Below are 25,441 nucleotides of genomic sequence, written 5' to 3'. Positions count from 1 at the left end.
CCCCGGATGAATCCCGGAACGAAGGAACACCGAGCCAAAGCGAGGTGCCGAACGCAGGGGCCAAGCCTTTTGGTTCCTTTTTGGCGTTTGAAAAAGGGACTCGCCGTAAGGGCGAAACCGCCAGCGGCAGCACCCGCAGAAACGGATATGAACGCAATAAAACGGGAACCTGGTCGGCCCAAAGGCCGCCAAGGTCAAAGCCGAAAGTGCCCCACCATCCCCCGCAACTCACTCCCCAACTGCGCCAGCTCAACACTCGAAGCCGCATTCCCGCGCATGGCAATCGAAGACTGATCCGCACTCGCCCGAATACTCGTCACACTGCGATTGATCTCCTCGGCCACCGAACTCTGCTCCTCGGCCGCCGCCGCAATCTGCTGGTTCATCTGCTGAATCAACGAAACCGCCGCCGCAATGCTCCCCAACGCACTTTCGGTCTGCAACGCATCGCTCACCGCCAGCTTCACCAGTTCGCCACTGCTCTGAATCTGCTGCACCGACGAATGCGCCGACGAGCGCAAGGCGCTGACCAGCCGCTCGATTTCCTCGGTCGACTGCTGCGTGCGCCGTGCCAGCGCCCGCACTTCATCGGCGACCACCGCAAAGCCCCTGCCCTGCTCGCCCGCTCGCGCCGCTTCGATCGCGGCGTTGAGCGCCAGCAGATTGGTCTGCTCGGCAACACTCTTGATCACTTCCAGCACCGTGCCGATGTTCTGGATTTCCGCGCTCAGGCTTTCAATGCTCGAACTGGCCGAGGTCGCCGAGTCCGCCAGTTGCTCGATCCGCGCCATGCTCTGACGCACCACCTGCTGACCGCTTTCGACCTTGCCGTCAGCGGTCTGCGCTGCGAGCGCCGCTTCTTCGGCGTTGCGCGCCACATCATGAACGGTGGCGGTCATCTGGTTCATCGCCGTCGCCACCTGTTCGGTTTCCTCTTTCTGGCTGCTGACCTCAAGGTTGGTCTGCTCTGTCACCGCCGACAGCGATTGCGCCGAACTGGCCAACTGCTCGATCCCCGCCTGCAACCCGCTGACAATCGTGCTCAGGCCCGCTCCCATCTGCTGCATGGCCAGCATCAGTTGGCCGATTTCGTCGCGACGGGAGACCTCGATCGTTGCGCTCAGATCACCGGCCGCAATTTGTTGCGCCACTTGAATCACGCTGCGCAACGGTGCGACGATCAACCGGGTGATCACCCACGCCGCAATCAGCCCGACCAGCAACGCCAGCGCCGATGAGCCAATGATCAGCACCGAATTCTTTTTCAGTTCGCCCTGCATCGCGGCGTCTTGCGCGACATAGGCCTGTTGGACCCGCGCCACGACTTCGTCGGCCCGTTGGTGCAGCTGTTGATAGACGGTCTTTTCCTGGGCCAGCAATCCGGTGTACTCGGCCAGCTTGTCGCTGAAACCGGCAATGTGCCCGGACACTTCATTGAGCACCGTCAGGTAACCCTCATCCTTGACCGTGGATTTAAGCTGCTCGGCCTGGGTCTGAGCCTGGGCAGCCTGCTCGATATTGCCCTGACCGGCACTCTCGTCACCCTTGCGGCTCTGATCCAGGCGTACTCGCGCTTCGTTCATCGCCTGCAACATCAAACGTGAGACCTGACTGACCTGACCGGCCTGTTCGATGAATTGCGCCCCGTCCTTGCCCTCGCTGTCTTTCAGGGTGTATGCGCCGTCATCGGCAAGTCCTGCCTGCAACACATCGAGATTGTTGGCAACGCTGGACACCGACCAACTGGCCATTTCCAGCGCCAGGTCCTTGGCCTGGGACAACGAGACGAATTCATCGAACGCCTTGCGATAAGCACCCAATGATTGTTGGACGTCATTCATGACCGACTCATTGCCCGGCGACAAAATCTTGAGTTGGTCGGCCATGGCGATCAGACCGTCGACGCCTTCGTGCAAGGCATCGACGGTTTTCGGGTTGCCGTGCAGGGCGTAGTCCTGCTCCAGCAGGCGCACCTTGAGCAAGCCACTGTTGAGCGATGACATCTGCTTGAGGCCATCGAAGCGCTGACTGATGGTTTGCAGGGACCAGACGCCAATGGCGGCCACCAGCGCCGTCAGCAGCAACACCAGCACAAACCCGATACCCAGTTTTTTTGCCATACCGAGGTTGGCAAAACGTCCTTGCATGGCCGAAATCATTGCGCGTAGTCCCCTGCCATAGTCTGTTGTCGAAGATTCGCAATGGCCTTGAACCAGCACAAGTCTCTGGCGTCGGAATAATGGCAAAAAGCTACGCTCGCGTCGTTTTCAGAACGTTCGAGGTCGATCCATGGCTGTATCGCGGAAAAACTGCCGTGCCCGTGGATCACAGGCGTAAGCCACGTTGATCCGCTGCCAGTCGCAGGCTTCGCCACTGGGGCTGAACGACGTTGCGCAAGACAACCGCACACCGCATCGCAGAGCATGCCTGCGCAAGCGCGCCTCATCGGCCACTGGCGAACGTGCCCAGATGAACAGACCGCCGGTGGGCTTGCCGAACACCTCCCAGTCAGCATCTTCCAGCGCCTGAAGGGCAGCCGCACGATCGGTGGAAAGCCGCTGACGCTGACGCTGTACCAGTTTTCGATAGGCACCACTGGCCAGCAATCCGGCCAGAACCGCCTCGCAGAACCTCGAGGTGCCCATGCAACTGATCATCTTGACCCGCGCCATACGCTCGATCAGCTCGCCATCGGCCACCACGAAACCCACCCGCAGCGAGCTGCTCAGGGTCTTGGAAAAGCTGCCGACGTAAATCACCCGCCTCTCGTCATCCAGCGCTGCCAGTCGAGTACCGCTACCGTTGTGCAAGTCGGCGTAGACATCATCTTCGATCAGCCTAAGAGCGTAGATCCTGCTCAACTCCAGGATTCGTCGGGCGACCGCCGGCAACAGGCAACTGCCCGTGGGATTGTGGTGGTGACTGTTGATGAACAGCGCCGACGGCCGAAACTGCTGCAGCAATGTCTCGAGCGCTTCGACATCCGGCCCGCCCGCCGTGCGACGAACCTCCAGCATGCGCACGCCGTGCAGGCGCAGGAGATCGAACAGGGGCGCATAACCGGGGGTCTCGACCACGACGCAATCACCGGCCTTGAACAACGTACGCACGATCAGGTCCAGTCCGTGGCTGGCGCCAGCGGTGGTCATCACCTGTTCTTCGGCGGCATTGATATTAAGCAACCCCAGGCGTTTGACGATCTGTTCGCGCAACGCCGGCAGGCCCAGGGGCGTGCTGTAGTTGAACAGACTGGCCATGTCGGCGCGCGTCACCTCGCGGATCGCATAGCCAAGATCATCAGGCTCGCGCCAACTCTCGGGCAGGACGCCACTGCCCAGCGTCAAACCGCCGCGCCATCGGGTGGCTGGATCGCCCCCACTGCACTGCCCCTCACTGGCGGAGCCATCGATCGCCTTGCAACACTCCGGCAACGAAGCCGCCACAATGAAACCCGAGCCCTGGCGCGAGGCCAGAACGCCCTGCGTCACCAGCCGTTCGCAGGCCTCCATGACGCACGACTGGCTGAGCAGATTGCACCGGGCTATGTGTCGCACGGAGGGCAGGCGCGTCGTCGGCGGCACCTGCCCTTGCATGATCCAGTCGATCAACCCGTCAACAATCTGCTGTACGACCGGCACCATTGCCTGTCGGTCAATTCTCAATTCCATGAGCACGCAAACTCCTGTCCGTTTTTGCTGGCGGCAGTAAATCACAGCCACGTCCTTGAGACTGTGCGACAAAACCGCCAAAAACCTCCTTTCTCAATATTTGAAACACATTGTTTAGCGAATTCACGGAGCCGCCCCCGAGACGAAAAAAGCCCGCCGGCGGGCGGGCTCGTTCATGCATCAGCCAATGGCCTCTCAGAAGGCGGTCACGCCACCATCCACCGCCAGCGAATGGCCGGTGGTAAATGCCGCGCCATCACTGCACAGGTACAGCACGGCGCTGGCAATTTCCTCGACCGTGCCGATACGGCCGACCGGGTGCATCGCGTTGGCGAATTCGCCTTTCTTCGGATCCGCTTCATAGGCGCGACGGAACATGTCGGTGTCGATCACCGCCGGGCATACGGCATTGACGCGGATTTTCTTCTTGGCGTATTCGATGGCGGCGGACTTGGTCAGGCCGATCACCGCATGCTTGGAAGCCGCGTAGATGCTCATCTTCGGCGCAGCGCCCAATCCAGCCACCGACGCGGTGTTGACGATCGCCCCGCCGCCCTGCGCCAGCAGCAACGGCAGCTGGTACTTCATGCACAGCCAGACGCCCTTGACGTTGACGCCCATGATCGCGTCGAACTCGTCCATCGAGCCTTCGGCCAGTTTGCCCTTCTCGATTTCGATCCCGGCATTGTTGAAGGCATAGTCGAGACGGCCGTAGGTCTTGATTACCTCGTCCATCAGATTTTTCACTTCGCTTTCGACGGTCACGTTGCAGCGCACGAAGGTCGCTTCGCCACCGGCTGTACGAATCAGCGCCACGGTGCCCTCGCCCCCGGCCGCATCCAGATCGGCCACCACCACTTTCAGACCTTCGGCGGCGAATGCCTGGGCCGTCGCGCGGCCGATGCCGTTGGCCGCGCCGGTGACGACGGCTACCTGACCGGAAAACGTCATGCTCATTGTTAAGTCCTCGAATGCGGGGGGATTGATGAAGGCAGCATAGCCACAGGGGCCTGAGTGACGTCAGCACTATCAAAAGGCCGGTTAGGCTTGCATGAATCGCAGTGATGAAACCCATGGATCGACTATCACCGTACTGGATCGGCCTGCATTCGCCCCGTGAGCCAACCTTGCGGCATCGCTCATGAAGGTCTATCAACAAGGCTTCATTCAACTCGAGTGCCTGTCATGACCAACCAGACCAATCGCCAGTTCCTGCTCGCCAAACGCCCGGTGGGCGCCGCCACCCGCGAGACCTTCACCTATCAGGAAGTACCGGTCGGCGAGCCGGCGGCGGGGCAGATTCTGGTCAAGAACGAATACCTGTCCCTCGACCCGGCCATGCGCGGCTGGATGAACGAAGGCAAGTCCTACATTCCGCCGGTGGGTCTGGGCGAAGTCATGCGTGCGTTGGGCGTAGGCAAGGTCATCGCGTCAAACAATCCGGGGTTTGCCGTCGGCGACTACGTCAACGGTGCCCTGGGCGTGCAGGATTATTTCCTTGGCGAGCCAAGAGGTTTCTACAAGGTCGATCCGAAACTGGCACCGCTGCCGGTCTATCTGTCCGCATTGGGCATGACCGGCATGACCGCCTACTTCGCCCTGCTCGATGTCGGCGCACCGAAGCCCGGAGACACCGTGGTGTTGTCCGGTGCAGCGGGCGCGGTGGGCAGCATTGCCGGGCAGATTGCCAAGATCAAGGGTTGCCGGGTAGTCGGGATCGCCGGCGGCGCGGACAAGTGCAAGTTCCTGGTCGATGAACTGGGCTTCGACGGCGCCATCGACTACAAGAGCGAAGACGTGTTGGCCGGCCTTAAACGCGAATGCCCGAAAGGTGTGGACGTGTATTTCGACAACGTCGGCGGCGATATCCTCGACGCCGTGCTCAGCCGTATCAACCTGAAAGCACGCGTGGTGATCTGCGGCGCGATCAGCCAGTACAACAACAAGGAAGCGGTCAAAGGCCCGGCCAACTACCTGTCGCTGCTGGTCAACCGCGCGCGGATGGAAGGCTTCGTGGTGATGGATTACGCCGCGCAGTACGCCAGCGCCGCCCAGGAAATGGCCGGCTGGATGGCCAAGGGTCAGCTCAAGAGCAAGGAAGACATCGTCGAAGGCCTGGAAACCTTCCCGGAAACCCTGGGCAAACTGTTCAGCGGCGAGAACTTCGGCAAACTGGTGTTGAAAGTCTGAAAGCAAAGAAGGGAGCCATCGGGCTCCCTTCTTTGATGCTTCAGCTGATCGCTCAGGCCAGTTCGGCAACCACCGAGGCCAGGGCCTTGGCAGGGTCCGCCGCCTGGCTGATCGGACGGCCGATCACCAGATAGTCGGAACCGGCATCCAGCGCCTGACGCGGAGTCAGGATGCGACGCTGGTCGTCCTGCGCACTGCCCGCCGGACGAATTCCCGGGGTCACCAGTTGCAGCGACGGATGCGCGGTTTTCAGCGCAGTGGCTTCCAGCGCCGAGCACACCAGACCGTCCATCCCGGCCTTCTCGGCCAGTGCCGCCAGACGCAGCACCTGTTCCTGTGGCTCGATGTCCAGACCGATACCCGCCAGATCCTCACGCTCCATGCTGGTCAGCACGGTCACGCCGATCAGCAACGGTTGCGGGCCGCTGCGTTTGTCCAGCTCTTCACGGCAGGCCGCCATCATGCGCAGGCCGCCGGAGCAGTGAACGTTGACCATCCACACGCCCATCTCGGCCGCGGCCTTGACCGCCATCGCCGTGGTGTTGGGAATGTCATGGAATTTCAGGTCGAGGAATACTTCAAAACCCTTGTCACGCAGGGTGCCGACGATTTCCGCGGCGCAACTGGTGAACAGTTCCTTGCCCACTTTGACCCGGCACAGCTTCGGGTCCAACTGGTCGGCCAGCTTCAGTGCGGCGTCACGGGTGGGGAAATCCAGGGCGACGATGATAGGAGTCTGGCAGGCGGACATGGATGGGCTCTCAGGCAAGTCGAAATCGGCGCGCATTGTAGCGGAACCGGCGGCGGCGCGGCACCCGATGATCGGTAAATCGTTGCGCCAACCGTGATCAGCATAGCCTTGCAGGGTATTGTGTCGAACCCGATACACAACCGACACGCCGGCAACATGCGCCCGCGCTAGCCTCGCCAGCCGCAACAAGTCCTTACAGCAGCCCTTCCCGCCTCACGGCCGGACGCCTATGCTGAAACCACAACCTCGCAGCCTATCTTTGTGGTTGGCGGCCTACTGGCAGATGAACAGCCTCATGCACAACTCCCAAGTCTCCGTGAACGACGAGCAGAAAGATGACAAGCGCTGGAGCATCCGCGCGCTGATCGTCGACGATGACGTGCCGATCCGCGAACTGATGATCGACTACCTGGCCCGCTTCAACATTCACGCCAGCGGCGTCACCGACGGCGCGGCGATGCGCCAGGCGATGCAGGCCGAGCATTTCGACGTGGTGGTGCTCGACCTGATGCTGCCCGGCGAAGACGGCTTGTCGCTGTGCCGCTGGCTGCGCGCAGAGTCCGACATCCCGATCCTGATGCTCACCGCCCGCTGCGAACCCACCGACCGGATCATCGGCCTGGAACTGGGCGCCGATGACTACATGGCCAAACCGTTCGAGCCTCGGGAGCTGGTGGCGCGGATCCAGACAATTCTGCGTCGGGTGCGCGACGACCGCAGCGAACAGCGTGCGAATATTCGCTTCGACAACTGGCGCCTGAACAGCGTCCTGCGCCAGCTCATCGCTGACGATGGCTTGGTGGTGCCGCTGTCCAACGCCGAATTCCGCCTGCTCTGGGTGTTCATCGAGCGCCCGCGCCGGGTGCTCAGCCGCGAACAGTTGCTGGACGCCGCCCGTGGCCGCTCGATCGAAGCCTTCGACCGCAGCATCGACCTGCTGGTCTCGCGCCTGCGGCAAAAACTCGGCGACGACCCGAAAGCCCCACAGCTGATCAAGACCGTTCGCGGTGAAGGCTACCTGTTCGACGCGCGAGACATCGGCTGATGCGGGCGCGCTTCGACACGCTGTTCGGCCGCCTGTTTGGCGTGCTGTTGGTGGCGATCGTCCTGGCGCACTTGCTGGCTTTCGCCTGGTTCCACCATTACGGCCCGCCGCCCCCACCTCCGCCGCCGGAGTTTTCGCAAAACCTCGACGGCAAACAGCCGCCGCAGGATCCGCGCTACCCGCCCCGTCCGCCGCGACCGTGGTTCGGCGGGCCGATCGTGCCGCTGACCTTCCAGTTCATCTCGCTGATCATCGCCGCCTGGTACGGCGCCAAGCTGTTGACCCGGCCGATCCAGCGCCTGAGCGACGCCGCCGAGCGCCTGAGCGAAGACCTCGACAGCCCGCCACTGGACGAAACCGGCCCCCGGGAAGCACGGCAGGCTGCGTACACCTTCAACCTGATGCAGCAGCGCATCCGCGAACAGGTACAGCAACGGGCGCGGATGCTCGGCGCTGTCTCCCACGACCTGCGCACCCCGCTGTCACGGCTGAAACTGCGCCTGGAAAACATCAACGACGACAAGCTGCAGGGCCAGATGCGCCAGGATCTGGACGACATGATCGGTATGCTTGACGCCACACTCACCTACCTGCACGAACAACGCACCAGCGAAGCCTTGCAGTTGATGGACGTGCAAGCGCTGGTCGAATCGCTGTGCGAAAACGCCCAGGATCAAGGCGCCGACGTTCAGGTCAGCGGCCATTGCGCACCCTTGCAGGTGCAGCCGATGGCACTGCGCTCCTGCATCAACAACTTGATGGACAACGCCCTGCGCTATGCCGGCCAAGCGCACATCGAACTGCAAGACCAGCGCGAACAACTGCTGATCCGCGTCATCGACCACGGCCCGGGCATCGCGGCGGACAAGCGCGAAGCCGTGTTCGAACCGTTCTTCCGCCTTGAAGGCTCACGCAACCGCAACTCCGGCGGCGTCGGCCTGGGCATGACCATCGCCCGGGAAGCCGCGCAACGCCTGGGCGGACAACTGACCCTGGCAGAAACACCCGGCGGCGGCCTGACCGCCGTGATTCAACTGCCTCGCCACTGAGCCTGACTGTGTACCGGCCGGTACAAACCTCACATACCCACGACACCTTGCGACTGGAGGCTGCATAAGCCGGTACACCCACCGGTTTTCCAGTCCAAGGAGTGAGCCCGATGATCGGTAGCGTCAGCAACTACACGAGCTATACCAGCACCAGCAGCACCTCCACCCAAAACGCCCGCAGCCAGCAACTGCAAAAGGAACTGTTCGCCAAGCTCGACAGCAACGGCGACGGCGCGGTGGATCAGGACGAACTGGGCAGCGCCCTGACCAGCGCCGGCAGCACCGCCGACAGCAGCAAAATCTTCTCGGTCCTGGACAAAAACGAAGACGGCGTCGTCAGCCAGGACGAACTCGCCGCCAGCCTCACCCCACCGCCTCCGCCCCCTCAAGCCACCAGCGACGAACTGTTCAGCCAGCTCGATGCCGACGGCGACGGCAGCGTCACCGCCAGCGAGTTGAGCAGTGCGTTGCAAGCCAGCGACAGCACCTCATCGAACAACACCGACAACGCCGCCGCCCTGCTCAAAGTGCTGGACAGCGACAGCAGTGGAGGCGTCAGCAGCGATGAACTGAAAGCTGCACTGCATGCAGGTCGTGAGCGCCCGGATGACGAACGGACCGCCAGCAATACTCAAACCACTACCGAGGCGCTGAACCGGATGATTGCCAATCTGAGCAAGCAGTACTCGCTCGAAAGCACCGCGTCGGTGGGCAAGTATTTGAATGTGGCGACTTGAGATTGGGTGAGGATTTGAGGGACGACTGAGGTTGGCTGGGTGAGTGGTTTGCTTTGACTTGGCGGTGTGTCATCAAAGCGCCCCTCACCCTAGCACTCTCCCAAAGGGAGAGGGAACTGAAGGAGGTGTTTGGATGAGGTACGCCGACGTGAGATACCGAGGTGAACTCAGGTTTAAAGCACATACAACCCCACTCCTGCTTTGGCTTTGGCTTTGGCTTTGGCTTTGGCTTCCCACCACTCAAGACGATGAGCGTTAGCTCGAGTAAAGCTTTTGACGTGCCGGCCCCTTCGGAAGGCTGAGTGGAGGGATTTATCCGGGGGTGGGCGCGTAGCGCCGTTTGGCGGAGCCAAACACATCGAGAGGAGGTGCAGCGAAGCAAACCGGAGGCGATGCCCCCGGATGAATCCCGGAGCGAAGGAACGCGGAGCCTCAGCGAGGCGCCGAACGCCGGGGCCAAGCCTTTTGCTTACTTTTCGGCGTTTGGAAAAGTGAGCCGCTGTAAGAGCGGAACCGCCAGCCGCAACACCCGAAGAAACGGATATTCACCCAAAACAACCCAGAGCCTGGTCGGCCCGAAGGCCGCCAATACCCAGCGTTAACGCCGATCCTCAACCCGAGCCTGACTCTTGCTCCAATCCGTCAACAAACTATAAGCAACAGCCAAAAGCGTAGGCCCGATAAACAACCCGATAAACCCAAACGCAATCAACCCGCCAAACACCCCGAGCAACACAATCACCAACGGCAGATTCCCGCCCCGGCTGATCAGATACGGCTTGAGCACGTTATCCACGCCACTGATGATGAACGTCCCCCAGATCCCGAGAAACACCGCCATCCCGTACTCGCCCTTCCAGGCCAGCCACGCCGTGGCCGGAATCCACACCAGCGGCGGCCCCATCGGAATCAGACTGAGCAGGAACGTCACGATCCCCAGCACCAGCGCCCCCGGCACCCCGGCAATCAGGAAACCGATCAGCGCCAGCACCGCCTGCGCCGCCGCCGTACCAATCACCCCGTTGACCACCCGCTGCACCGTACCGGCCACCAGATCGATGTAGTACCCGGCCCGGTCACCGATCAGGCGTTCCAGCAGACTGTGCACGAACGCCGCCAGTCGCGGCCCGTCACGGTAGAAAAAGAACACGAAGACAATGCTCAGGGTCAGCTCGAGAATCCCGCTGCCGATCTGCGCACTGCGCGCCAGCAACCAGTTGCCGACCTGCCCCAGATAAGGTTTGACCGTCACCATCAGCGCCGCGCCCTGCTGATCGATGCTGTTCCAGATCCCGACAAGACGCTCACCCACCAACGGCACGCCGCCCAGCCAACTCGGCGCCTCAGGCAATCCGTCGACCTGCACATCCTTGATAAACGCCGTGGCATCACGCACGTGATCGGCCAGATTGAACCCCAGCCACACCAGCGGCCCCGCCACCAGCAACATCCAGCCCATGGTCAGGACCAGCGCCGCGAGGGATTCCCGGCCATTGAGCCAGCGGGTCAGCAAGCGCATCAGCGGCCAACTGGCAAACGCCAGCACCGCGCCCCAGAACAGCGCCGACCAGAACGGCGCCATCACCCAGAAACTGGCACCAAACAGCACCAGCAACAGGATCTGCACCAGCAGACGATCATTATTGGGCATGTGAAATCTCGAAAAAAATCAGTCAGGCAAAGAGTAGGCGAACACGCCGAGCGTGTCCGCCAAAGACACCTTATCGCAACAGATCGATGCGCAGACCTTCGCCGTCGACACTGCCGGTTTCCATTCGCGCGGCGCGCACGCCCTGCCCGATCAGCGCCTGCCGCCAGGCCTCGGCCTTGGGCCCGGACACCGTCACCCGCAACGTGGTGTCGAGGTTCAAGCCACGGGACAGCAAGCGCAACCATGTGTCATCCGGATCGCCGGCCAGTTTTGGAAAATCCAGTTCGCCGGTGCTTTTCAGTTCCCGCAGCAGCGTGGCCGAGGTCGGCAGCAGTTCACCGAGCGGTGCCAGTGCTTCAAACTGTTCAACGTGCAGATAAGCTTTGCGATTGCCGCGGGTGATGCTGTACAGCGCCACCAGCGTGTTGTCGCGCGGGGCCGCGAGCCTCAGCAGCAGATAGGCCTGCTGCTCGTCGGCACCGTACAGCTTGGCGTTGCCGAACACCTCGTTGGCCCACAGGCTGCTCTCGCCGCAATCCCGGGCCTGGCACCAGAACAACAGCTGGGCGTCCTGCTTTTGCAGGGCTTCGCGAGCGAGGGTGAAAGCTTCGGTGGCGGAATGTTCCGGCGGCAATTCATAGGTCACCGAGGTGGTTTGCCCCCGGGCGCTGACCTGGCCGTCGAAACGCAACTGGCCGCTGATCTTGCGGATCGAGCCGAGCGGGTAGATCCGCTCCAGCTCCACGGCGGGGCGATAGTCGACGATCTGTGCATCGGCCACACGCGGCACGATCGGCAGGTCCTGACTGCCCGGCAGGTCGGCAGCGAATAGAAAGGGACTGAAACAGCACAGCGCCAGCAGACTGATAGATCGCATGGACAGGCTCATCGCAGGGGCATGGCCTGGGTGCCTTGAGGGCAGTTCGAAGTCGCAGCGGTGTAGAAATCCATCTTGGTTGTCTCCCATTTCAACCTGCCCAGCCTCGACAGTTGCCGGGAGCAAGTCAAGGAATGGCGAAGAACCGATTGAAACAGTCTGCGACAAGGTCGGCCCCGGCCTCATCGTTCAGGTGCAGATGGTGCCCGCCCGGCAGCTGTTCCCGGTCAAAGGGTAGACGCTCCAGCAGCTCCGGATGTTTGGCCAGCATGCCGTCGGCGGCGACCACCAAATGTGCGGGACAGGCAATGCGCTGGACGAAAGCCATGGCCTGCTCCTGGGTCAGGCGCAGCGGCGATGGCAGGGTCAGGCGGTTGTCGGTGCGCCAGGTGTAGCCGCCGGGCACCGGCATCAGACCGCGCTGGGCCAGCAGTTCGGCGGCTTCGCGACTGACCGCCACCAGCCCTTTCATCCGCGCCTCGATGGCCCGGTCGAGGGTGCTGTACATCGGTTTGCGCTTTTCCCGAAGGTCGAGTTGCGCCTGCAGGGCCATGCCCATGCGCTCGGCGGCGTTCTCGCCTTTGTCGGTAGGAGGAATTACACCGTCGATCAACGCCAGATGGGTGATGCGTTCGGGCAACGACCCGGCCAGCACCAGCGATACGATCGCGCCCATGGAGTGCCCGAGCAGGCCGAAACGTTTCCAGCCCAGCTGTTCGGCGACCTGCAGCACGTCATGGGCGTAATCCCACAGTGCGTAACCGGCGCCGTTCGGCCGGTGCCCGGAATGCCCGTGACCGGCCATGTCCAGCGCCACGATGCGCAAACCTTTAAGCTTCGGCGCCAGGCGCGCAAAGCTGTTGGCGTTGTCCAGCCAGCCGTGCAGGGCGATCACCGGCAACCCGTCTTCCGGGCCGAACAGGTGCGCCGCCAGTTCGATATGCGGCAGGCTCAGGCGCACTTCTTCGACGGCCGGGTTCATGCGCAGTCCTTGTCTTGTCGGTGTTCCCAGCGATTGAACAGGTTTTTCAGTAATTGCGCGGTGTCCTGCGGACGCTCAAGCGGAAACATATGGCCGCCAGGCACAGTCAGCGACTCGCCTTGAGGCAGACGGCCGACGAACCGGGTGTGATGGTTCATCACCACGCGGCTCTTGTGCCCGCGCACCACCGCCAGCGGTACTTTCAATTGCCGGGTATGCGCAGGACTGGTGTGCGGCACGCCGCGATAGATGCTGATCTCGGTTGCAGGATCGAAGCGCAGGCGCAGTTTGTCGCCGACCTTGTGCAGACCGTGCTGCAGGTAGGCATCGAAACATTCCGGATCAAAGCTGCGGAACAACGTCTTGCCGGCAAAATAACCACGGGCGCTGTCCAGGTCGGCAAATTCTTCGCGCCGCCCGAGCGTGCGGCCAGCCGGGGTCAGTTTGTCGATGAAACCAAAGCGCTTGGCGGCGCGGATCACCCATTGATCGGTGCGGGTCAGCACCGGCGAATCGAGCATCACCACGCCCCGATACAGTTCAGGGCAACGCAATGCGGCGTGCAAATGCAGCATGCCGCCGAAGGAATGGCCAACACCCCACACGGGTTCATCTTGTTGTTGCAGGTGATGGATGAGTTCGTCGACCAGGTGGTACCAGTTGTCACCCGCCGGGAAACGCGGGTCATGGGCGTGTTGTTCCAGATGCGCGACCCGGTACTCGGGCGCCAGCGCCGCGAACAGTTTGCCGTAGGTACCCGAAGGGAAACCGTTGGCGTGGGCGAAGAAGATCGGTTGCGGCATACCGGCAAATCCATGAGCGGAAAACAGGCGTTGATTGTCCGTAAGACCGCGTCCCACAGCAATGACCGTAACTGCCAGGAATGATGACAGTCCGGTCAGGGCTATGACGCTCGCGCCATCAACGTGCCGGCGGTTGTTCTCCCAGCGGCACCACCGCCATGGTCAGGCGCGATACACAACTGGCCTTGCCTTCATCGCTGGTCAGGCGAATGTCCCAGACGTGGGTGGTACGGCCGATGTGGATCGGTTTGGCCACCGCCGTGACCCGCCCGCTGCGCAGGCCGCGCAAGTGGTTGGCGTTGATTTCCAGGCCCACGCAATAGAACTTGCTGGCGTCGATGCACAGGTAGCTGGCCATCGAGCCGACGGTTTCCGCCAGCACCACCGAGGCGCCGCCGTGCAGCAGGCCGTAAGGCTGATGGGTGCGATGGTCGATGACCATGCTGGCCGTCAGCGATTCCTCGTCGAAGGACTCGAAGCGAATGTCCAGCACTTCGCCGATGGTGTTTTTCTGGATTGCGTTCAGCTGCTCGATGTTCGGAGTGGTGCGCCACAAGGTCATCGCAGGCTTCCTTTGTTGTTTTGATCGACGCTCAATCCTGCCACAGCACCGCCTCGCTGCGCTCGCTCCATTCTTCGAAACGTGCCCCGTAGGTGTCCTCGATGATGTTGCGTTTGATTTTCAGGGTCGGCGTGAGGAACCCGTTCTCCACCGCCCAGCTGTCCTTGACCACCACCAGCCGGCGCAAACGCTCGTGTTTGTCGAGCACGGCGTTGACCTCCTCCAGCAGTTTTTCCAGGCTCGAATGCAGCGGCGCGCGGGGCTCTTCCCGGCCCACGGCGGAAAGAACGCACAACCCCAGCGGCGCACTCAGGCCATCGCCGACCACGCAGACCTGTTCGATCCGCGAATGCACCGCCAGCCGGTTTTCGATCGGCGCCGGGGCGACGTATTTGCCCTTGCTGGTCTTGAAGATTTCCTTGAGCCGCCCGGTCAGGCGCAAACGTCCTTGAGCGTCCTGCTCGCCCTTGTCGCCGGTGCGCAGGAAACCGTCTTCGGTGAGGGTCTCGGCGGTTTTCTGCGGCTCCTTGAAATAGCCGAGCATGTTCGCCTGGCTGCGCACCTGCACTTCACCGGACTCATCGATGCGCACTTCCACGTCAGGACACGGCCGGCCGATCCAGCCTTCCTTGTATTGCCCCGGCAGACAGATGTGCGAATACCCGCAGCTTTCGGTCATGCCGTAGACCTCCAGCACGTCGAGCCCGAGTTTCTGATACCAGCGCAACAGGGTCAGCGGCACCGGCGCCGCGCCAGACAGCGCTACGCGCAAAGCATCCAGCCCCAACCCCGCCAACACCTTGTGACCGACCCGCTTGCCGATAAAGGGCAGACCGAGCAGGAAATCCAGACGTTTCGCCGGGATCTTGCTGTAGACACCCATCTGGAACTTGGTCCAGATCCGCGGCACCCCGAACATCGCCGTCGGCCGCGCTCGCTTGAGATCGGCGAGGAAGGTGTCGAGGCTCTCGGCGAAAAACACTGTCTGCCCGGTGTAGATCGACGCCAGTTCGACGAACATCCGCTCGGCCACATGGCACAGCGGCAAATACGACAGCAGCCGGTCGTTCTCATTGAGGCCGAACAGCTGCGTACCGCGCGTCGTCGCAAACCCGAGGTTGGCGAAATTGTGCATGACGCCCTTGGGCTGGCCGGTGGTGCCGGAGGTGTAAATGATGGTCGCCAGTTGCTCGGCGGCGGGACGTGGGTCGTCCTGGATCGGTGAGCTGCGCTGCAGGTCGTCCCAATTGAAATCGAACGTACCCGGCGGATGCAGCGGCAGGCTGACGGTGGTCAGGCCCGCCGGCACGCCTGGCGACATACCCGGCCAGTCATCGAGCTTGCCGATGAACGCCAGCACGCTTTCCGAGTGGGTCAGCACCTGATTCACGGATTCGGCGGTGAGGTTCGGATAGAGCGGCACCGAAACGTGCCCGGCCATCCAGATCGCCAGATCAGCGATGATCCAGTGTGCGCAGTTTTTCGAGATCAGGGCGATGTGGCTGCCTGGCGGCAATTCCCGGGATAGCAGCCAGTGCGCCGCGCAGCGAGCCTGATGGCCGACGTCGGCCCAGGTCAGTGTCTCGACCTGCCCGCCGCCGATCGGCTGCACCAGAAAACGCTGACGCGGGTGCCGGGCCTCGCGTTCGTAAAACACGTCCAGCGGCAAACGGAAGGCGGAAGACATTCGACTCGCTCCTGTTTTTTGGTCTGGAGCAAGCGTAGTCAACCAAGCAAGTGCTTGGTTGACTATTTCATACAAAAAATTTCAGGGATGTTTAAGGCTGTTGAGCGTCATCGAGCCGATCAGCAACTCGCTGTGTTCGAGCTCGGCCAGCCCGGCGGTGCTGACCTTTTCCGGCGGATAGCCCGCACCGTGTTGCAGGTAGCTGAGCAGATTGCCCACCAGCGGATTGTGGCTGACCAGCAGCACGTTGCTCACCGACACCAGTTGCTCGGCCACGCGGTCCGGGTCAACTTCCGGGGTCAGCCACTCGACCGTGCGGATCTCCGGCTCGAAACCCAAGGCCTCGCGCACCAGTTGTGCCGTCTGCTGGGCCCGCAGGTACGGGCTGGCGTAGATGGCGGTCAGCGGCTGGCCGATCAAACGGGCCGCGCTGCTCAACACTTCCTGGCGACCGTGGGCGGTCAGCTCCCGCTCGGAATCTGGCCGCGAGCCGTAGGGCTCGGCCTCACCGTGACGCAATACCCAGAGTTTCATAGCTTGGGTTCCTCATCCCGAACCGGATGCGGTGCCGGCGCGACGACGTGTGGCGCCTCACCTTCCGGCGTACGCGGCGCAGGCCAGTCGGCGAACGGCCACGGTTTCTGGTCGCTGTGGAAGCTGCCGAAACGGCCGATCTGCGCCAGAAACTGGCTCAGGCTGTCGCCGAAATTCATCAGGCTGGCGCTCGGCGCGCCATAGATCAAACGATAGATCAACTGCACCAGCACCACCGCGCCGAGGATGAACTGCGCTACCTGCCAGACCAGGATGTAAACAATCATCCACAACACCCGCAGGAGGATGGATTCATATTTGGCTTCGGTTTTCGGATCGTTCATGGCCTGCTCCCTGCTGAATCAGTTGAAACCACTGGTGGAAATAAAGTCGACATCGGTTTTCGGTTCGGCACGCATCAGCAGACCGATCACCTGCTCAAGCGTGCGCCCTTCGAACAGGATTGCATGCAGTCCGGCGACCAGCGGCATGTAGACGCCAACCTCTTGGGCCTTGGCCTTGAGCACTTTCAGGGTGTTCACCCCTTCGGCCACCTCACCCAGGCGCGACACCGCTTCGTCGAGGCTCAAGCCCTGACCGAGGGCAAAACCGACCTGGTAGTTGCGGCTTTTCGGCGACGAGCAAGTGACGATCAGGTCGCCGACACCGGCCAGACCGAGGAAGGTCATCGGGTTGGCGCCCTGATTCACCGCAAACCGGGTCATCTCGGCCAGGGCGCGAGTGATCAGCATGCTCTTGGTGTTCTCGCCCATCTCCAGCGCCACCGCCATGCCGGCGATGATCGCGTAGACGTTTTTCAGTGCGCCGCCCAGCTCGACGCCGAAACGGTCGGCGCTGGCGTAGACGCGGAAAGTGCGGCCATGCAATGCGGCCTGCACGGCTTTGCAGAGTTCTTCATCTTCGCTGGCGACCACGGTGGCGGTCAGCGCGTGTTCGGCGATCTCCCGCGCAAGGTTCGGCCCGGACAGCACGCCGATGCGCGCCTGCGGGGCGATTTCTTCGAGAATCTGGCTCATCAGTTTGAAGGTCTGCGCTTCGATGCCTTTGGTCAGGCTGACCAGCATCTTGCCGCTCAGGCGTTCGGCATGTGCCGCCAGCACCGTGCGCAGTGCGCTGGACGGCAACGCCACAAAACACAAATCGCAGGCGTCGAGGGTTTCCTGCAGGTCGGTGACCGCGGTCACGCCCGGCAGAATCTTGATGCCTTTGAGGTAACGCGGGTTTTCGCGATTGACCCGGATGGCCTCGGCCTGCTCGGGGTCACGCATCCACTGCCGGACTTGATGGCCGTTCTCGGCCAACAGATTGGCCACGGCGGTACCGAAACTTCCGCCTCCCAGGACCGCAATCGGGCGCTGTTCAGTCATATGTAATCCGTTAATCCATACCAGTGGCGATGCCGGCATTATACGGAGCGTCCCCTTCTCGGACAGCCCCGGCGTCAATTACCCGCACTTGTAGGAAGAAGACCAATAAAACCGAGGAAAATGCCTGCAACGTGACTGGAAAAGTCGTCGACCTCGGTTAACATGCGCGCCAATTCTTTGCTTTCAAGGCTGCGTCGTGTTTTCTGGCCCCCCTTCCCCGCGTTCGTCCTTGCTGCTGGCGCTGCTGTTCAGCCCGGTGCTGCTGGCGGACGACCTGTTTGTCGACAGTGAGGCCTTGCCGCAAATCCTGACCGCCACGCGGTTGAAACAGTCGCCGGCGGAAGTCCCCGGCAGCATGACCGTGCTCGACAACGAACTGATCAGCGCCAGTGGCGCCCGGGACATCAGTGAACTGCTGCGACTGGTGCCGGGGATGATGGTCGGCAACATCAGCGGCAATCAGGCCGTGGTGAATTATCACGGAACCAACGCCACTGAAGCCCGGCGCATGCAAGTGCTGATCGACGGCCGCTCGGTGTACCGCGCCGGTCTGGCCACGGTGGACTGGAGCGACATTCCGGTGGCCATGGAAGACATCGAGCGCATCGAAGTCTTTCGCGGCCCGAACACCGTCAGCTACGGCGCCAACGCGCTGATGGCGGTGGTCAACATCATCACCCGCAACCCGGCGGACAGCCACGGCACACGGCTGAAGCTGACGCGCGGCCAACGCGGCATCAACGACTTCTACGCCAGCCAGAGTACCGGCTGGAATGGCGGCGATCTGCGTCTGTCACTGTCCGGCCAGGAAGACGACGGCTTCGACAGCGATCGCACTGGCGCCGATTACCGCGACAACCGCCGCTTGAACCGCTTCAGTCTCGCGGTCAGCCAGACCCTGAGCGACAACCAGAGCCTGGACTGGCAGGTCAACGCCAAGGACGGGACCAATCAGCGGCCTTACACCTACCGCCCGGTGTTCTCCGGAATTACCGCTGCCGGGAACAATTCCGACGTGGTTGCCAAGGACTACGCCGGTTCGGTGCGCTGGAACCTGGACCTCAATCCCGATCACAGCCTTTACGTGCAAGGCTCGGCGCAACACTGGGATCGCCAGCAGACCTGGCGCGCCTGTGACGCCGAAGTGTCGTTTAGCCCGCAGCTGACGGAGCTGTGGCAGCTCAACCCGAACTACACCGAACGCCTGGCGCGCAACATGACGCTGTTCACCGGCCCCGGCGCACCCGCCGGTACACCGCAGGAAATGACCCTGGCCAATCAGGTGCTGGACCAGTGGCGCAACGGTGCGCGCCAGACCCTGTGCGGCGACATCGACCAGAGTGCCCGGGAATCGCGCTACGACCTGGAGTTGCAGGACACCCTCAGCCTGTCCGATAGCCTGCGTCTGGTCAGCGGCCTGAACTATCGTTACGACCGGGCCGATTCCGAGACCTATTTCAACGGCACGCTGGACGACACCACCTGGCGCGCCTTCGGCCAGCTCGAATGGCGCGCCAGCGAACACTGGCTGCTACAGGGCGGCGCCATGTTCGAAGACACGCAATTGATCGGCAGCTCACTGACGCCCCGGTTTGCGGTCAACTACCTGTTCAACCCGCGCCACAGCCTGCGCGCGGTGTACTCGGAAGCCATCCGTTCGCCGGACATGTTCGAGAACAACGTCAACTGGAGTTATCAGGTGACCAACCTGCGGCCCGCCGCCTATGGCCAGTCTTCGGCCCGCTACTTCGTCAAGACCCGGGGCCCCGGCGATCTCGACCAGGAGCACATGCGCTCGCGGGAACTGGGCTACAACGGCTTCTTCCCGGAGTGGGGCCTGGCGCTGGACGTGAAGCTGTTCTACGACGAAATCACCGGGATGATCAGCGAGCCGCTGCGCAACAATCAGTACATCGCCAGCAACGCCAACAATTCGCGCTTTCGCGGCACCGAGACGCAACTGGACTGGCGCCTGAGTGCGGCCGACCGCTTGCGCCTGACCTACGCGTTCGTCGACGCCGAGGCAAGCAATCCGCTGGATCAGCAATTCACCGCACGCAACAGCGGCTCGGCGGGTTGGCTGCGCGATTGGGGCCACGGCTGGAACAGTGCCCTTTTCTATTACGGTGACAACGCGCTCAACGGTTACCGCTTCGAGCGGGTCGATACGCGGATTGCCAAACACATCGCCCTGGGCAAGGCCCAACTGCAACTGGCCGGGGTGCTGCAGCAACGCCTCGATCATGAGCCGACCACCTTTGTCGACAACAATTACGACGAACGCCGCGTGGTGTATTTCAGCGCCGAGCTGGAGTTCTAGATGCGTTACGCCATGTCACGGAAGATGCCAACGCTCGGCCAATGGCTGGCCGGGCTGTGTCTGTTCCTGACAGCATGGCTGCATGGTGTGGCGGTGCAGGCGGCCGACATTCTGCTGACCGGCGCCGAAGAAAGCCCCGGCGTGCAGTCCTTCGTCCAGGCCCTGAGCGAACTGCGCCCCACCGACCGCGTGCATTTCCAGCCGCTGGCCAGCCTGCCGGCGCCGGGCAAGTTGCCGTCGAGCCTGCGCCTGATCCTGCTCGATCTGCCGAGTCTCGACTGGCGCATGCAGGAAAGCCAGGGGCCCGCGACTCTGGTCCTGCGTATCAGCCGTTTGCAGGCCCGGCAACGCTTCGGCGAAGCACACCCCCCCCACTTGAGTCTGCTGTGGGCCGATCCACCGCTGAGTCGTCAGTTGCAATTGATCCGGCGGATTCTGCCCCAGGCCGCACGCGTCGGCGTGCTGTTCGACCAGCACAGTGAGTTTCTGCTAAAGGAGCTGCAATCGGCCGCCCAGCCGCTGAGTCTGCAAATCGTCCCGCAACGCTGGGACAACACCCACGACAGCCGCCCCTTGCAGACCGTGCTGAAAAACAGCGACGTCTTGCTGGGCCTCGACGATCCCGATCTTTACAACCCGAAAACCGCAAAAAACCTGTTGCTCAGCAGTTACTCTCGGCAACTGGCGCTGGTTGGGCCGAATATCGCGTTCGTCCGTGCCGGTAGCCTGGCCAGTACTTACAGCGATCAGAACGACTGGCTGGCCGTGCTCGACGAATTGCTCGACCGGCCCCCGGCCACCTGGCCGCGCACGCTCTACCCCGGGCGTTTTAAAGTCTCAAGTAATGCGCAGGTGGCTCGTTCCTTAGGGATAGAACCGATCAATGAGGCGTCTGTCGCCGCAGAACTGGCCGAAGGAGAGCGCCGCCCATGATTTTCCGCCGTTGGGACATCAACACCCGCACCCAGTTGATCAGCCTGGGCCCTGCGCTGTTGCTGACCTTGCTGCTGATCAGCTTTTTCACCTTCGTGCGCATTCAGGATTTGCGTCAGGAGCTGAACCACACCGGCCAACTGATCGCCAACCAACTCGCACCAGCCACCGAGTACGGGGTGATTTCCGGCAACAACGAAGTACTGGAAAGCCTGCTCAAGGCCACATTGGCCACGCCGAACGTGCGGTTCCTGGAAGTGCAGGACAGCGCCAACCGGATTCTGGCGTACGTTGAACAACCGGCGGATGCGCACAACCGCCCGCATCAGGTCGAGGTGTTCCAGGCGCCGGTACGGCTGCAACGCATCGCCTTGCACAACGATTTCTTTCAGGACGGCAAGAGCAGCCCCGGCGTGGCCAGCGAGGACTATCTGGGACGGGTGATCGTCGGTCTGTCGAATGACGCGTTCAGTCAGCGCCAACAGGAAATTTTGCTCAAGGCCGGGATTCTCGCGTTGTTCGCCCTGCTCTTCACCTTTGTTCTGGCGCGGCGACTGGCCGGGAGTCTGTCGCAGCCGATCCGAGACATCGGCAATGCGGTCAAGGCGATTCAGGACGGCGATTACAAGACCCCACTGCCAATTGTCGACGACACCGAACTGGGCGCCCTGTCCCAGCACATCAACAACCTGGCCCAGGCGCTGGAGCAGGCCAGCCGCGAGCAGCATCAGGCGATGGCGCAACTGATCCAGACCCGCGAAGAGGCGGAGAAAGCCAACAACGCGAAATCGGATTTCCTGGCGATGATGAGCCATGAGCTGCGCACCCCGATGAACGGCGTGCTGGGCATGCTGCAGTTGCTGGAAACCACCGACATGACCGAAGAGCAGGTCGAGTATGCGGCGCTGGCTTCCGAGTCCACCGAGCATTTGCTCAAGGTGATCAACGACATTCTGGATTTCTCGCGCATCGAGCGTTCGGAACTGGAGCTGGAGCACATTCCGTTCAACCTCGCCGACCTGATCGGCGCCTGCGCCCATTCCTTCCAGCACAGCGCGGCGCAACGCGGGCTGGCCCTGCAACTGCGGATCCCCGATGACATGCACGACTTGCAGGTACAGGGCGATCCGACGCGGATCCGGCAGATTCTGGTCAACCTGGTGGGCAATGCCTTGAAGTTCACCGAGCAGGGGCGCGTCAGCATCGAGGCGCAATGGCAATCGCTGGATCACGAATTGCTGTGGTTCACCTGCGCGGTGCGTGACAGCGGCATCGGCATTTCGTCAGAGAGCCTGGAACTGATGTTCAACGCGTTCCAGCAGGCTGACAGCTCGATTTCCCGTCGATATGGCGGCACCGGTCTGGGCCTGCCGATTGCCCGCACGCTCGCCGAACGGATGGGCGGCACCTTGCGCGCCCAGAGTGAAGAAGGTCGCGGCTCGGTGTTCACCCTGGAAATACCACTGGCCCTATATAAGCAGGCGCTGCCCGCGCTTGCCGCACCGCGCACATTGAACGGTGCAAGTCACGGCGAAGGCCGAAATGTGCTGCTGGTCGAGGACAACCCGGTCAACCAGACGGTGATCGAAGCGATGTTGCGCAGCCTGGGCTTTACCGTCAGCGTCGCCGCCGATGGCGTGCAGGCGGTGCGCAGTGCCGGGGACAGCCGTTTCGAAGCGATCCTGATGGATTGCCGCTTGCCGCTGATCGACGGTTACGAAGCGACCCGGCAGATCCGGCAGCTGCCCGGCTGCGGCCAGGTGCCGATCATCGCCCTGACCGCCAATGCTTTACAGGGCGACCGGGAAAACTGCCTCGCGGCGGGCATGAACGATTACCTGGCCAAGCCATTCAAACGCAATGATCTGCAGCAGATTCTGCAGCGATGGGTGCAGTAACGGGGCCCTTTCGAGCATCTGCGACTGGCGTGAAAAGCGAAAGTGCGGCAGTCTTAGGCACCCGAACGAGCCTCAAAAGGGGCTTGATTAAAAATTTCAGTGCACAAGTGTACATTCATGTCCTTGGTGCTGTGACTTTCACCACAACGCAATAGTCTATGAGTAGGCTGCCGGTTCGAGGCATGAACGCGTCGATCGGCCGGGAAGATTTGCCCCACCTGCCGCATGGGATTATTGAGGAGCTCGCATGACCAAACAAAACGCCTTTACTCGGGAAGACCTGCTGCGCTGCAGTCGCGGTGAGCTGTTCGGCCCAGGTAACGCGCAACTGCCCGCCCCGAACATGCTGATGGTGGATCGCATCACCCTGATCAGCGAAGAAGGCGGCAAGTACGGCAAAGGTGAATTGGTCGCCGAGCTGGATATCAACCCTGACCTGTGGTTCTTCGCGTGCCACTTCGAAGGCGATCCGGTGATGCCGGGCTGCCTGGGTCTGGACGCCATGTGGCAATTGGTCGGCTTCTTCCTGGGCTGGCAAGGCCTGCCGGGCCGTGGCCGTGCGCTGGGTTCGGGCGAAGTGAAATTCTTCGGCCAGGTCCTGCCGACCGCCAAGAAAGTCACCTACAACATTCATATCAAGCGCGTCCTCAAGGGCAAGCTGAACCTGGCCATCGCCGACGGTTCGGTGACTGTCGACGGTCGCGAAATCTACACCGCCGAAGGCCTTCGCGTCGGCGTGTTCACCTCCACTGACAACTTCTAAGGGTTATTCGCATGCGCCGCGTCGTTATCACTGGTCTGGGCATCGTTTCGTGCCTGGGCAATGACAAAGAGACCGTCTCCGCTAACCTGCGTGCAAGCCGCCCTGGCATCCGGTTCAACCCGGAATACGCCGAAATGGGTCTGCGTAGCCAGGTTTCCGGCTCCATCGACCTCAACCTTGAAGAGCTGATCGATCGCAAGATCTATCGCTTCGTCGGCCACGCAGCGGCTTACGCCTACCTGGCCATGAAAGACGCCATCGCCGACTCCGGTCTGACCGAAGAGCAAGTGTCCAACCCGCGTACCGGCCTGATCGCAGGTTCCGGCGGCGCGTCGACCCTGAACCAGATGGAAGCGCTGGACATCCTGCGCGAGAAAGGCGTCAAGCGCGTCGGCCCATACCGTGTAACGCGGACCATGAGCAGCACCGTTTCGGCCTGCCTGGCCACGCCGTTCAAGATCAAGGGCCTGAACTACTCCATCGCTTCTGCCTGCGCCACCAGTGCTCACTGCATCGGTACCGCCATGGAACAGATCCAGATGGGCAAGCAGGACATCGTGTTCGCCGGCGGCGGTGAAGAGGAGCACTGGAGCCAGTCGTTCCTGTTCGACGCCATGGGCGCTCTGTCCAGCAAGCGTAACGATACCCCTGAACAAGCCTCCCGCGCCTACGACGCGGACCGTGACGGTTTCGTCATCGCTGGCGGTGGCGGCATGGTGGTGGTCGAGGAGCTGGAACACGCTCTGGCCCGTGGCGCGAAAATCTACGCGGAAATCGTTGGCTACGGCGCAACGTCCGACGGCTACGACATGGTGGCCCCGAGCGGCGAAGGCGCGATCCGCTGCATGCAGCAGGCGCTGTCCACCGTCGATACCCCGATCGACTACCTGAACACCCACGGCACTTCGACTCCGGTCGGCGACGTCGCGGAAATGAAAGGTGTGCGTGAAGTGTTCGGCGACAAGGCCCCGGCCATCAGCTCCACCAAGAGCCTGTCGGGTCACTCCCTGGGCGCCGCCGGCGTTCACGAAGCGATCTACTGCATGCTGATGATGGAAGGCAACTTCATCGCCGGTTCGGCCAACATCGACGAACTGGACCCTGAAGTGGCCGATCTGCCGGTACTGACCAAGACCCGCGAGAACGCCACCATCAACACCGTGATGAGCAACAGCTTCGGCTTCGGTGGCACCAACGCCACCCTCGTGCTGAAGCGTTGGGAAGGCAAGTAATTCCCTCCCGCTGAGCCACACATGAAAACGCCCCGACTGGTTCGGGGCGTTTTTTTTTCGCCTTGAGAAAGGCGCTTATCCCTGTGGGAGCTGGCTCGCCAGCGATGACGTCGGCACTGCAAACAGCCATGCCAACTGACACTCCGCAATCGCTGGCAAGCCAGCTCCCACAGGGGTCTTGGGGCGTCTGAAGATGAAACGTTTGTCATGCAACTTACCGCCCTGCGACTGAATGTCGCGGTTTCTGCGGGCTCCAGCGCTGTTGCAGATTTCGCAAGAATACATTGCACGAATCGGACGTTTACTTAGCAGGCTAACAAAATCTATAACAGAGTCCTGCACACGCCTTGCTGCAGATAACTTGAGATTTG

General features: G+C 62.0%; 22 protein-coding genes. 9 read left to right on the top strand and 13 right to left on the bottom strand.

Annotation, left to right across the window (positions count from 1 at the left end; all coding sequences use genetic code 11):
* Nucleotides 1-194: 194 nt before the first annotated feature.
* The 3 genes from QLG12_RS05705 to QLG12_RS05695 form a co-directional block, all read right to left on the bottom strand.
* The gene (locus QLG12_RS05705) at nucleotides 195-2,159 is read right to left on the bottom strand and encodes a methyl-accepting chemotaxis protein (protein ID WP_282474101.1); all 1,965 of its coding nucleotides are present in this window, start codon (nucleotides 2,157-2,159) and stop codon (nucleotides 195-197) included.
* Nucleotides 2,160-2,267: 108 nt separating this feature from the next.
* The gene (locus tag QLG12_RS05700) at nucleotides 2,268-3,668 is read right to left on the bottom strand and encodes a PLP-dependent aminotransferase family protein (protein WP_197869199.1); all 1,401 of its coding nucleotides are present in this window, start codon (nucleotides 3,666-3,668) and stop codon (nucleotides 2,268-2,270) included.
* A gap of 195 nt (nucleotides 3,669-3,863) precedes the next feature.
* Nucleotides 3,864-4,625, bottom strand: coding sequence for an SDR family oxidoreductase (locus QLG12_RS05695; RefSeq protein ID WP_282474100.1), 762 nt, complete (start codon nucleotides 4,623-4,625; stop codon nucleotides 3,864-3,866).
* Nucleotides 4,626-4,853: 228 nt separating this feature from the next.
* Here QLG12_RS05695 and QLG12_RS05690 point away from each other — a divergent pair, with 228 nt between their 5' ends.
* Entirely contained in the window at nucleotides 4,854-5,858 is a 1,005-nt protein-coding gene (locus QLG12_RS05690) for an NADP-dependent oxidoreductase (RefSeq protein ID WP_282474099.1), read from the top strand.
* Between the two features lie 52 nt (nucleotides 5,859-5,910).
* On the opposite strand, the gene pyrF is transcribed toward QLG12_RS05690, so the two are convergent.
* On the bottom strand, nucleotides 5,911-6,609 hold the full coding sequence (gene pyrF / locus QLG12_RS05685) for an orotidine-5'-phosphate decarboxylase (protein WP_007960372.1): 699 nt from the start codon (nucleotides 6,607-6,609) through the stop codon (nucleotides 5,911-5,913).
* 295 nt (nucleotides 6,610-6,904) lie between these two features.
* On the opposite strand from pyrF, the gene QLG12_RS05680 reads away from it, so the two are divergent.
* From QLG12_RS05680 to QLG12_RS05670, 3 genes are all read left to right on the top strand, one after another.
* The gene (locus tag QLG12_RS05680; protein WP_197869202.1) at nucleotides 6,905-7,654 is read left to right on the top strand and encodes a response regulator; all 750 of its coding nucleotides are present in this window, start codon (nucleotides 6,905-6,907) and stop codon (nucleotides 7,652-7,654) included.
* Nucleotides 7,654-8,703, top strand: a complete 1,050-nt coding sequence (locus QLG12_RS05675; RefSeq protein ID WP_197869203.1) for an ATP-binding protein — start codon at nucleotides 7,654-7,656, stop codon at nucleotides 8,701-8,703. The genes QLG12_RS05680 and QLG12_RS05675 overlap by 1 nt, the downstream gene beginning before the upstream one ends.
* A gap of 110 nt (nucleotides 8,704-8,813) precedes the next feature.
* Nucleotides 8,814-9,440, top strand: a complete 627-nt coding sequence (locus QLG12_RS05670) for an EF-hand domain-containing protein (RefSeq protein ID WP_197869204.1) — start codon at nucleotides 8,814-8,816, stop codon at nucleotides 9,438-9,440.
* A gap of 598 nt (nucleotides 9,441-10,038) precedes the next feature.
* Here QLG12_RS05670 and QLG12_RS05665 read toward each other — a convergent pair.
* The 9 genes from QLG12_RS05665 to QLG12_RS05625 all read right to left on the bottom strand — a co-directional run bounded on the left by QLG12_RS05665 (nucleotide 10,039) and on the right by QLG12_RS05625 (nucleotide 17,924).
* Nucleotides 10,039-11,091, bottom strand: coding sequence for an AI-2E family transporter (locus QLG12_RS05665; RefSeq protein ID WP_197869205.1), 1,053 nt, complete (start codon nucleotides 11,089-11,091; stop codon nucleotides 10,039-10,041).
* Nucleotides 11,092-11,161: 70 nt separating this feature from the next.
* A complete protein-coding gene (locus tag QLG12_RS05660; protein WP_064383534.1) occupies nucleotides 11,162-11,968 on the bottom strand; it encodes a DUF4892 domain-containing protein in 807 nt (268 codons plus the stop codon).
* A gap of 127 nt (nucleotides 11,969-12,095) precedes the next feature.
* The gene (locus QLG12_RS05655) at nucleotides 12,096-12,950 is read right to left on the bottom strand and encodes an alpha/beta hydrolase (RefSeq protein ID WP_282474098.1); all 855 of its coding nucleotides are present in this window, start codon (nucleotides 12,948-12,950) and stop codon (nucleotides 12,096-12,098) included.
* Nucleotides 12,947-13,753, bottom strand: a complete 807-nt coding sequence (locus tag QLG12_RS05650; RefSeq protein ID WP_282474097.1) for an alpha/beta hydrolase — start codon at nucleotides 13,751-13,753, stop codon at nucleotides 12,947-12,949. Before QLG12_RS05650 ends, QLG12_RS05655 begins: the two co-directional genes overlap by 4 nt.
* Nucleotides 13,754-13,871: 118 nt before the next feature.
* The gene (locus QLG12_RS05645) at nucleotides 13,872-14,315 is read right to left on the bottom strand and encodes a hotdog fold thioesterase (RefSeq protein ID WP_007957810.1); all 444 of its coding nucleotides are present in this window, start codon (nucleotides 14,313-14,315) and stop codon (nucleotides 13,872-13,874) included.
* 31 nt (nucleotides 14,316-14,346) lie between these two features.
* A complete protein-coding gene (locus tag QLG12_RS05640; protein WP_282474096.1) occupies nucleotides 14,347-16,002 on the bottom strand; it encodes an AMP-binding protein in 1,656 nt (551 codons plus the stop codon).
* An 81-nt stretch (nucleotides 16,003-16,083) separates the two neighbouring features.
* Nucleotides 16,084-16,536: a phosphohistidine phosphatase SixA gene (gene sixA / locus QLG12_RS05635; protein ID WP_085655763.1), complete on the bottom strand. Its 453-nt coding sequence runs from the start codon at nucleotides 16,534-16,536 to the stop codon at nucleotides 16,084-16,086.
* Nucleotides 16,533-16,880 carry a DUF4389 domain-containing protein gene (locus QLG12_RS05630; RefSeq protein WP_011335474.1) on the bottom strand — a complete coding sequence of 116 codons (348 nt, stop codon included), beginning with the start codon at nucleotides 16,878-16,880 and terminating at the stop codon, nucleotides 16,533-16,535. Before QLG12_RS05630 ends, sixA begins: the two co-directional genes overlap by 4 nt.
* An 18-nt stretch (nucleotides 16,881-16,898) precedes the next feature.
* Nucleotides 16,899-17,924, bottom strand: coding sequence for an NAD(P)H-dependent glycerol-3-phosphate dehydrogenase (locus QLG12_RS05625; RefSeq protein WP_197869211.1), 1,026 nt, complete (start codon nucleotides 17,922-17,924; stop codon nucleotides 16,899-16,901).
* A 196-nt stretch (nucleotides 17,925-18,120) separates the two neighbouring features.
* On the opposite strand from QLG12_RS05625, the gene QLG12_RS05620 reads away from it, so the two are divergent.
* The 5 genes from QLG12_RS05620 to fabB all read left to right on the top strand — a co-directional run bounded on the left by QLG12_RS05620 (nucleotide 18,121) and on the right by fabB (nucleotide 25,070).
* The gene (locus QLG12_RS05620) at nucleotides 18,121-20,244 is read left to right on the top strand and encodes a TonB-dependent receptor (protein ID WP_282474095.1); all 2,124 of its coding nucleotides are present in this window, start codon (nucleotides 18,121-18,123) and stop codon (nucleotides 20,242-20,244) included.
* Nucleotides 20,245-21,177, top strand: coding sequence for an ABC transporter substrate-binding protein (locus QLG12_RS05615; RefSeq protein WP_282474094.1), 933 nt, complete (start codon nucleotides 20,245-20,247; stop codon nucleotides 21,175-21,177).
* Entirely contained in the window at nucleotides 21,174-23,075 is a 1,902-nt protein-coding gene (locus QLG12_RS05610) for an ATP-binding protein (protein WP_282474093.1), read from the top strand. Before QLG12_RS05615 ends, QLG12_RS05610 begins: the two co-directional genes overlap by 4 nt.
* Nucleotides 23,076-23,322: 247 nt before the next feature.
* Nucleotides 23,323-23,838 carry a 3-hydroxyacyl-[acyl-carrier-protein] dehydratase FabA gene (fabA, locus tag QLG12_RS05605; protein ID WP_003227150.1) on the top strand — a complete coding sequence of 172 codons (516 nt, stop codon included), beginning with the start codon at nucleotides 23,323-23,325 and terminating at the stop codon, nucleotides 23,836-23,838.
* 11 nt (nucleotides 23,839-23,849) lie between these two features.
* The gene (gene fabB / locus QLG12_RS05600; RefSeq protein WP_007957797.1) at nucleotides 23,850-25,070 is read left to right on the top strand and encodes a beta-ketoacyl-ACP synthase I; all 1,221 of its coding nucleotides are present in this window, start codon (nucleotides 23,850-23,852) and stop codon (nucleotides 25,068-25,070) included.
* Nucleotides 25,071-25,441 lie beyond the last annotated feature (371 nt).

Origin of the sequence: Pseudomonas sp. V88_4, assembly GCF_029967985.1 — a bacterium.
Lineage (GTDB): Bacteria > Pseudomonadota > Gammaproteobacteria > Pseudomonadales > Pseudomonadaceae > Aquipseudomonas > Aquipseudomonas glycinae.
The sequence above is the reverse complement of the archived record's forward strand: the minus strand, read 5'-3'. Positions and strand labels throughout refer to the sequence as shown.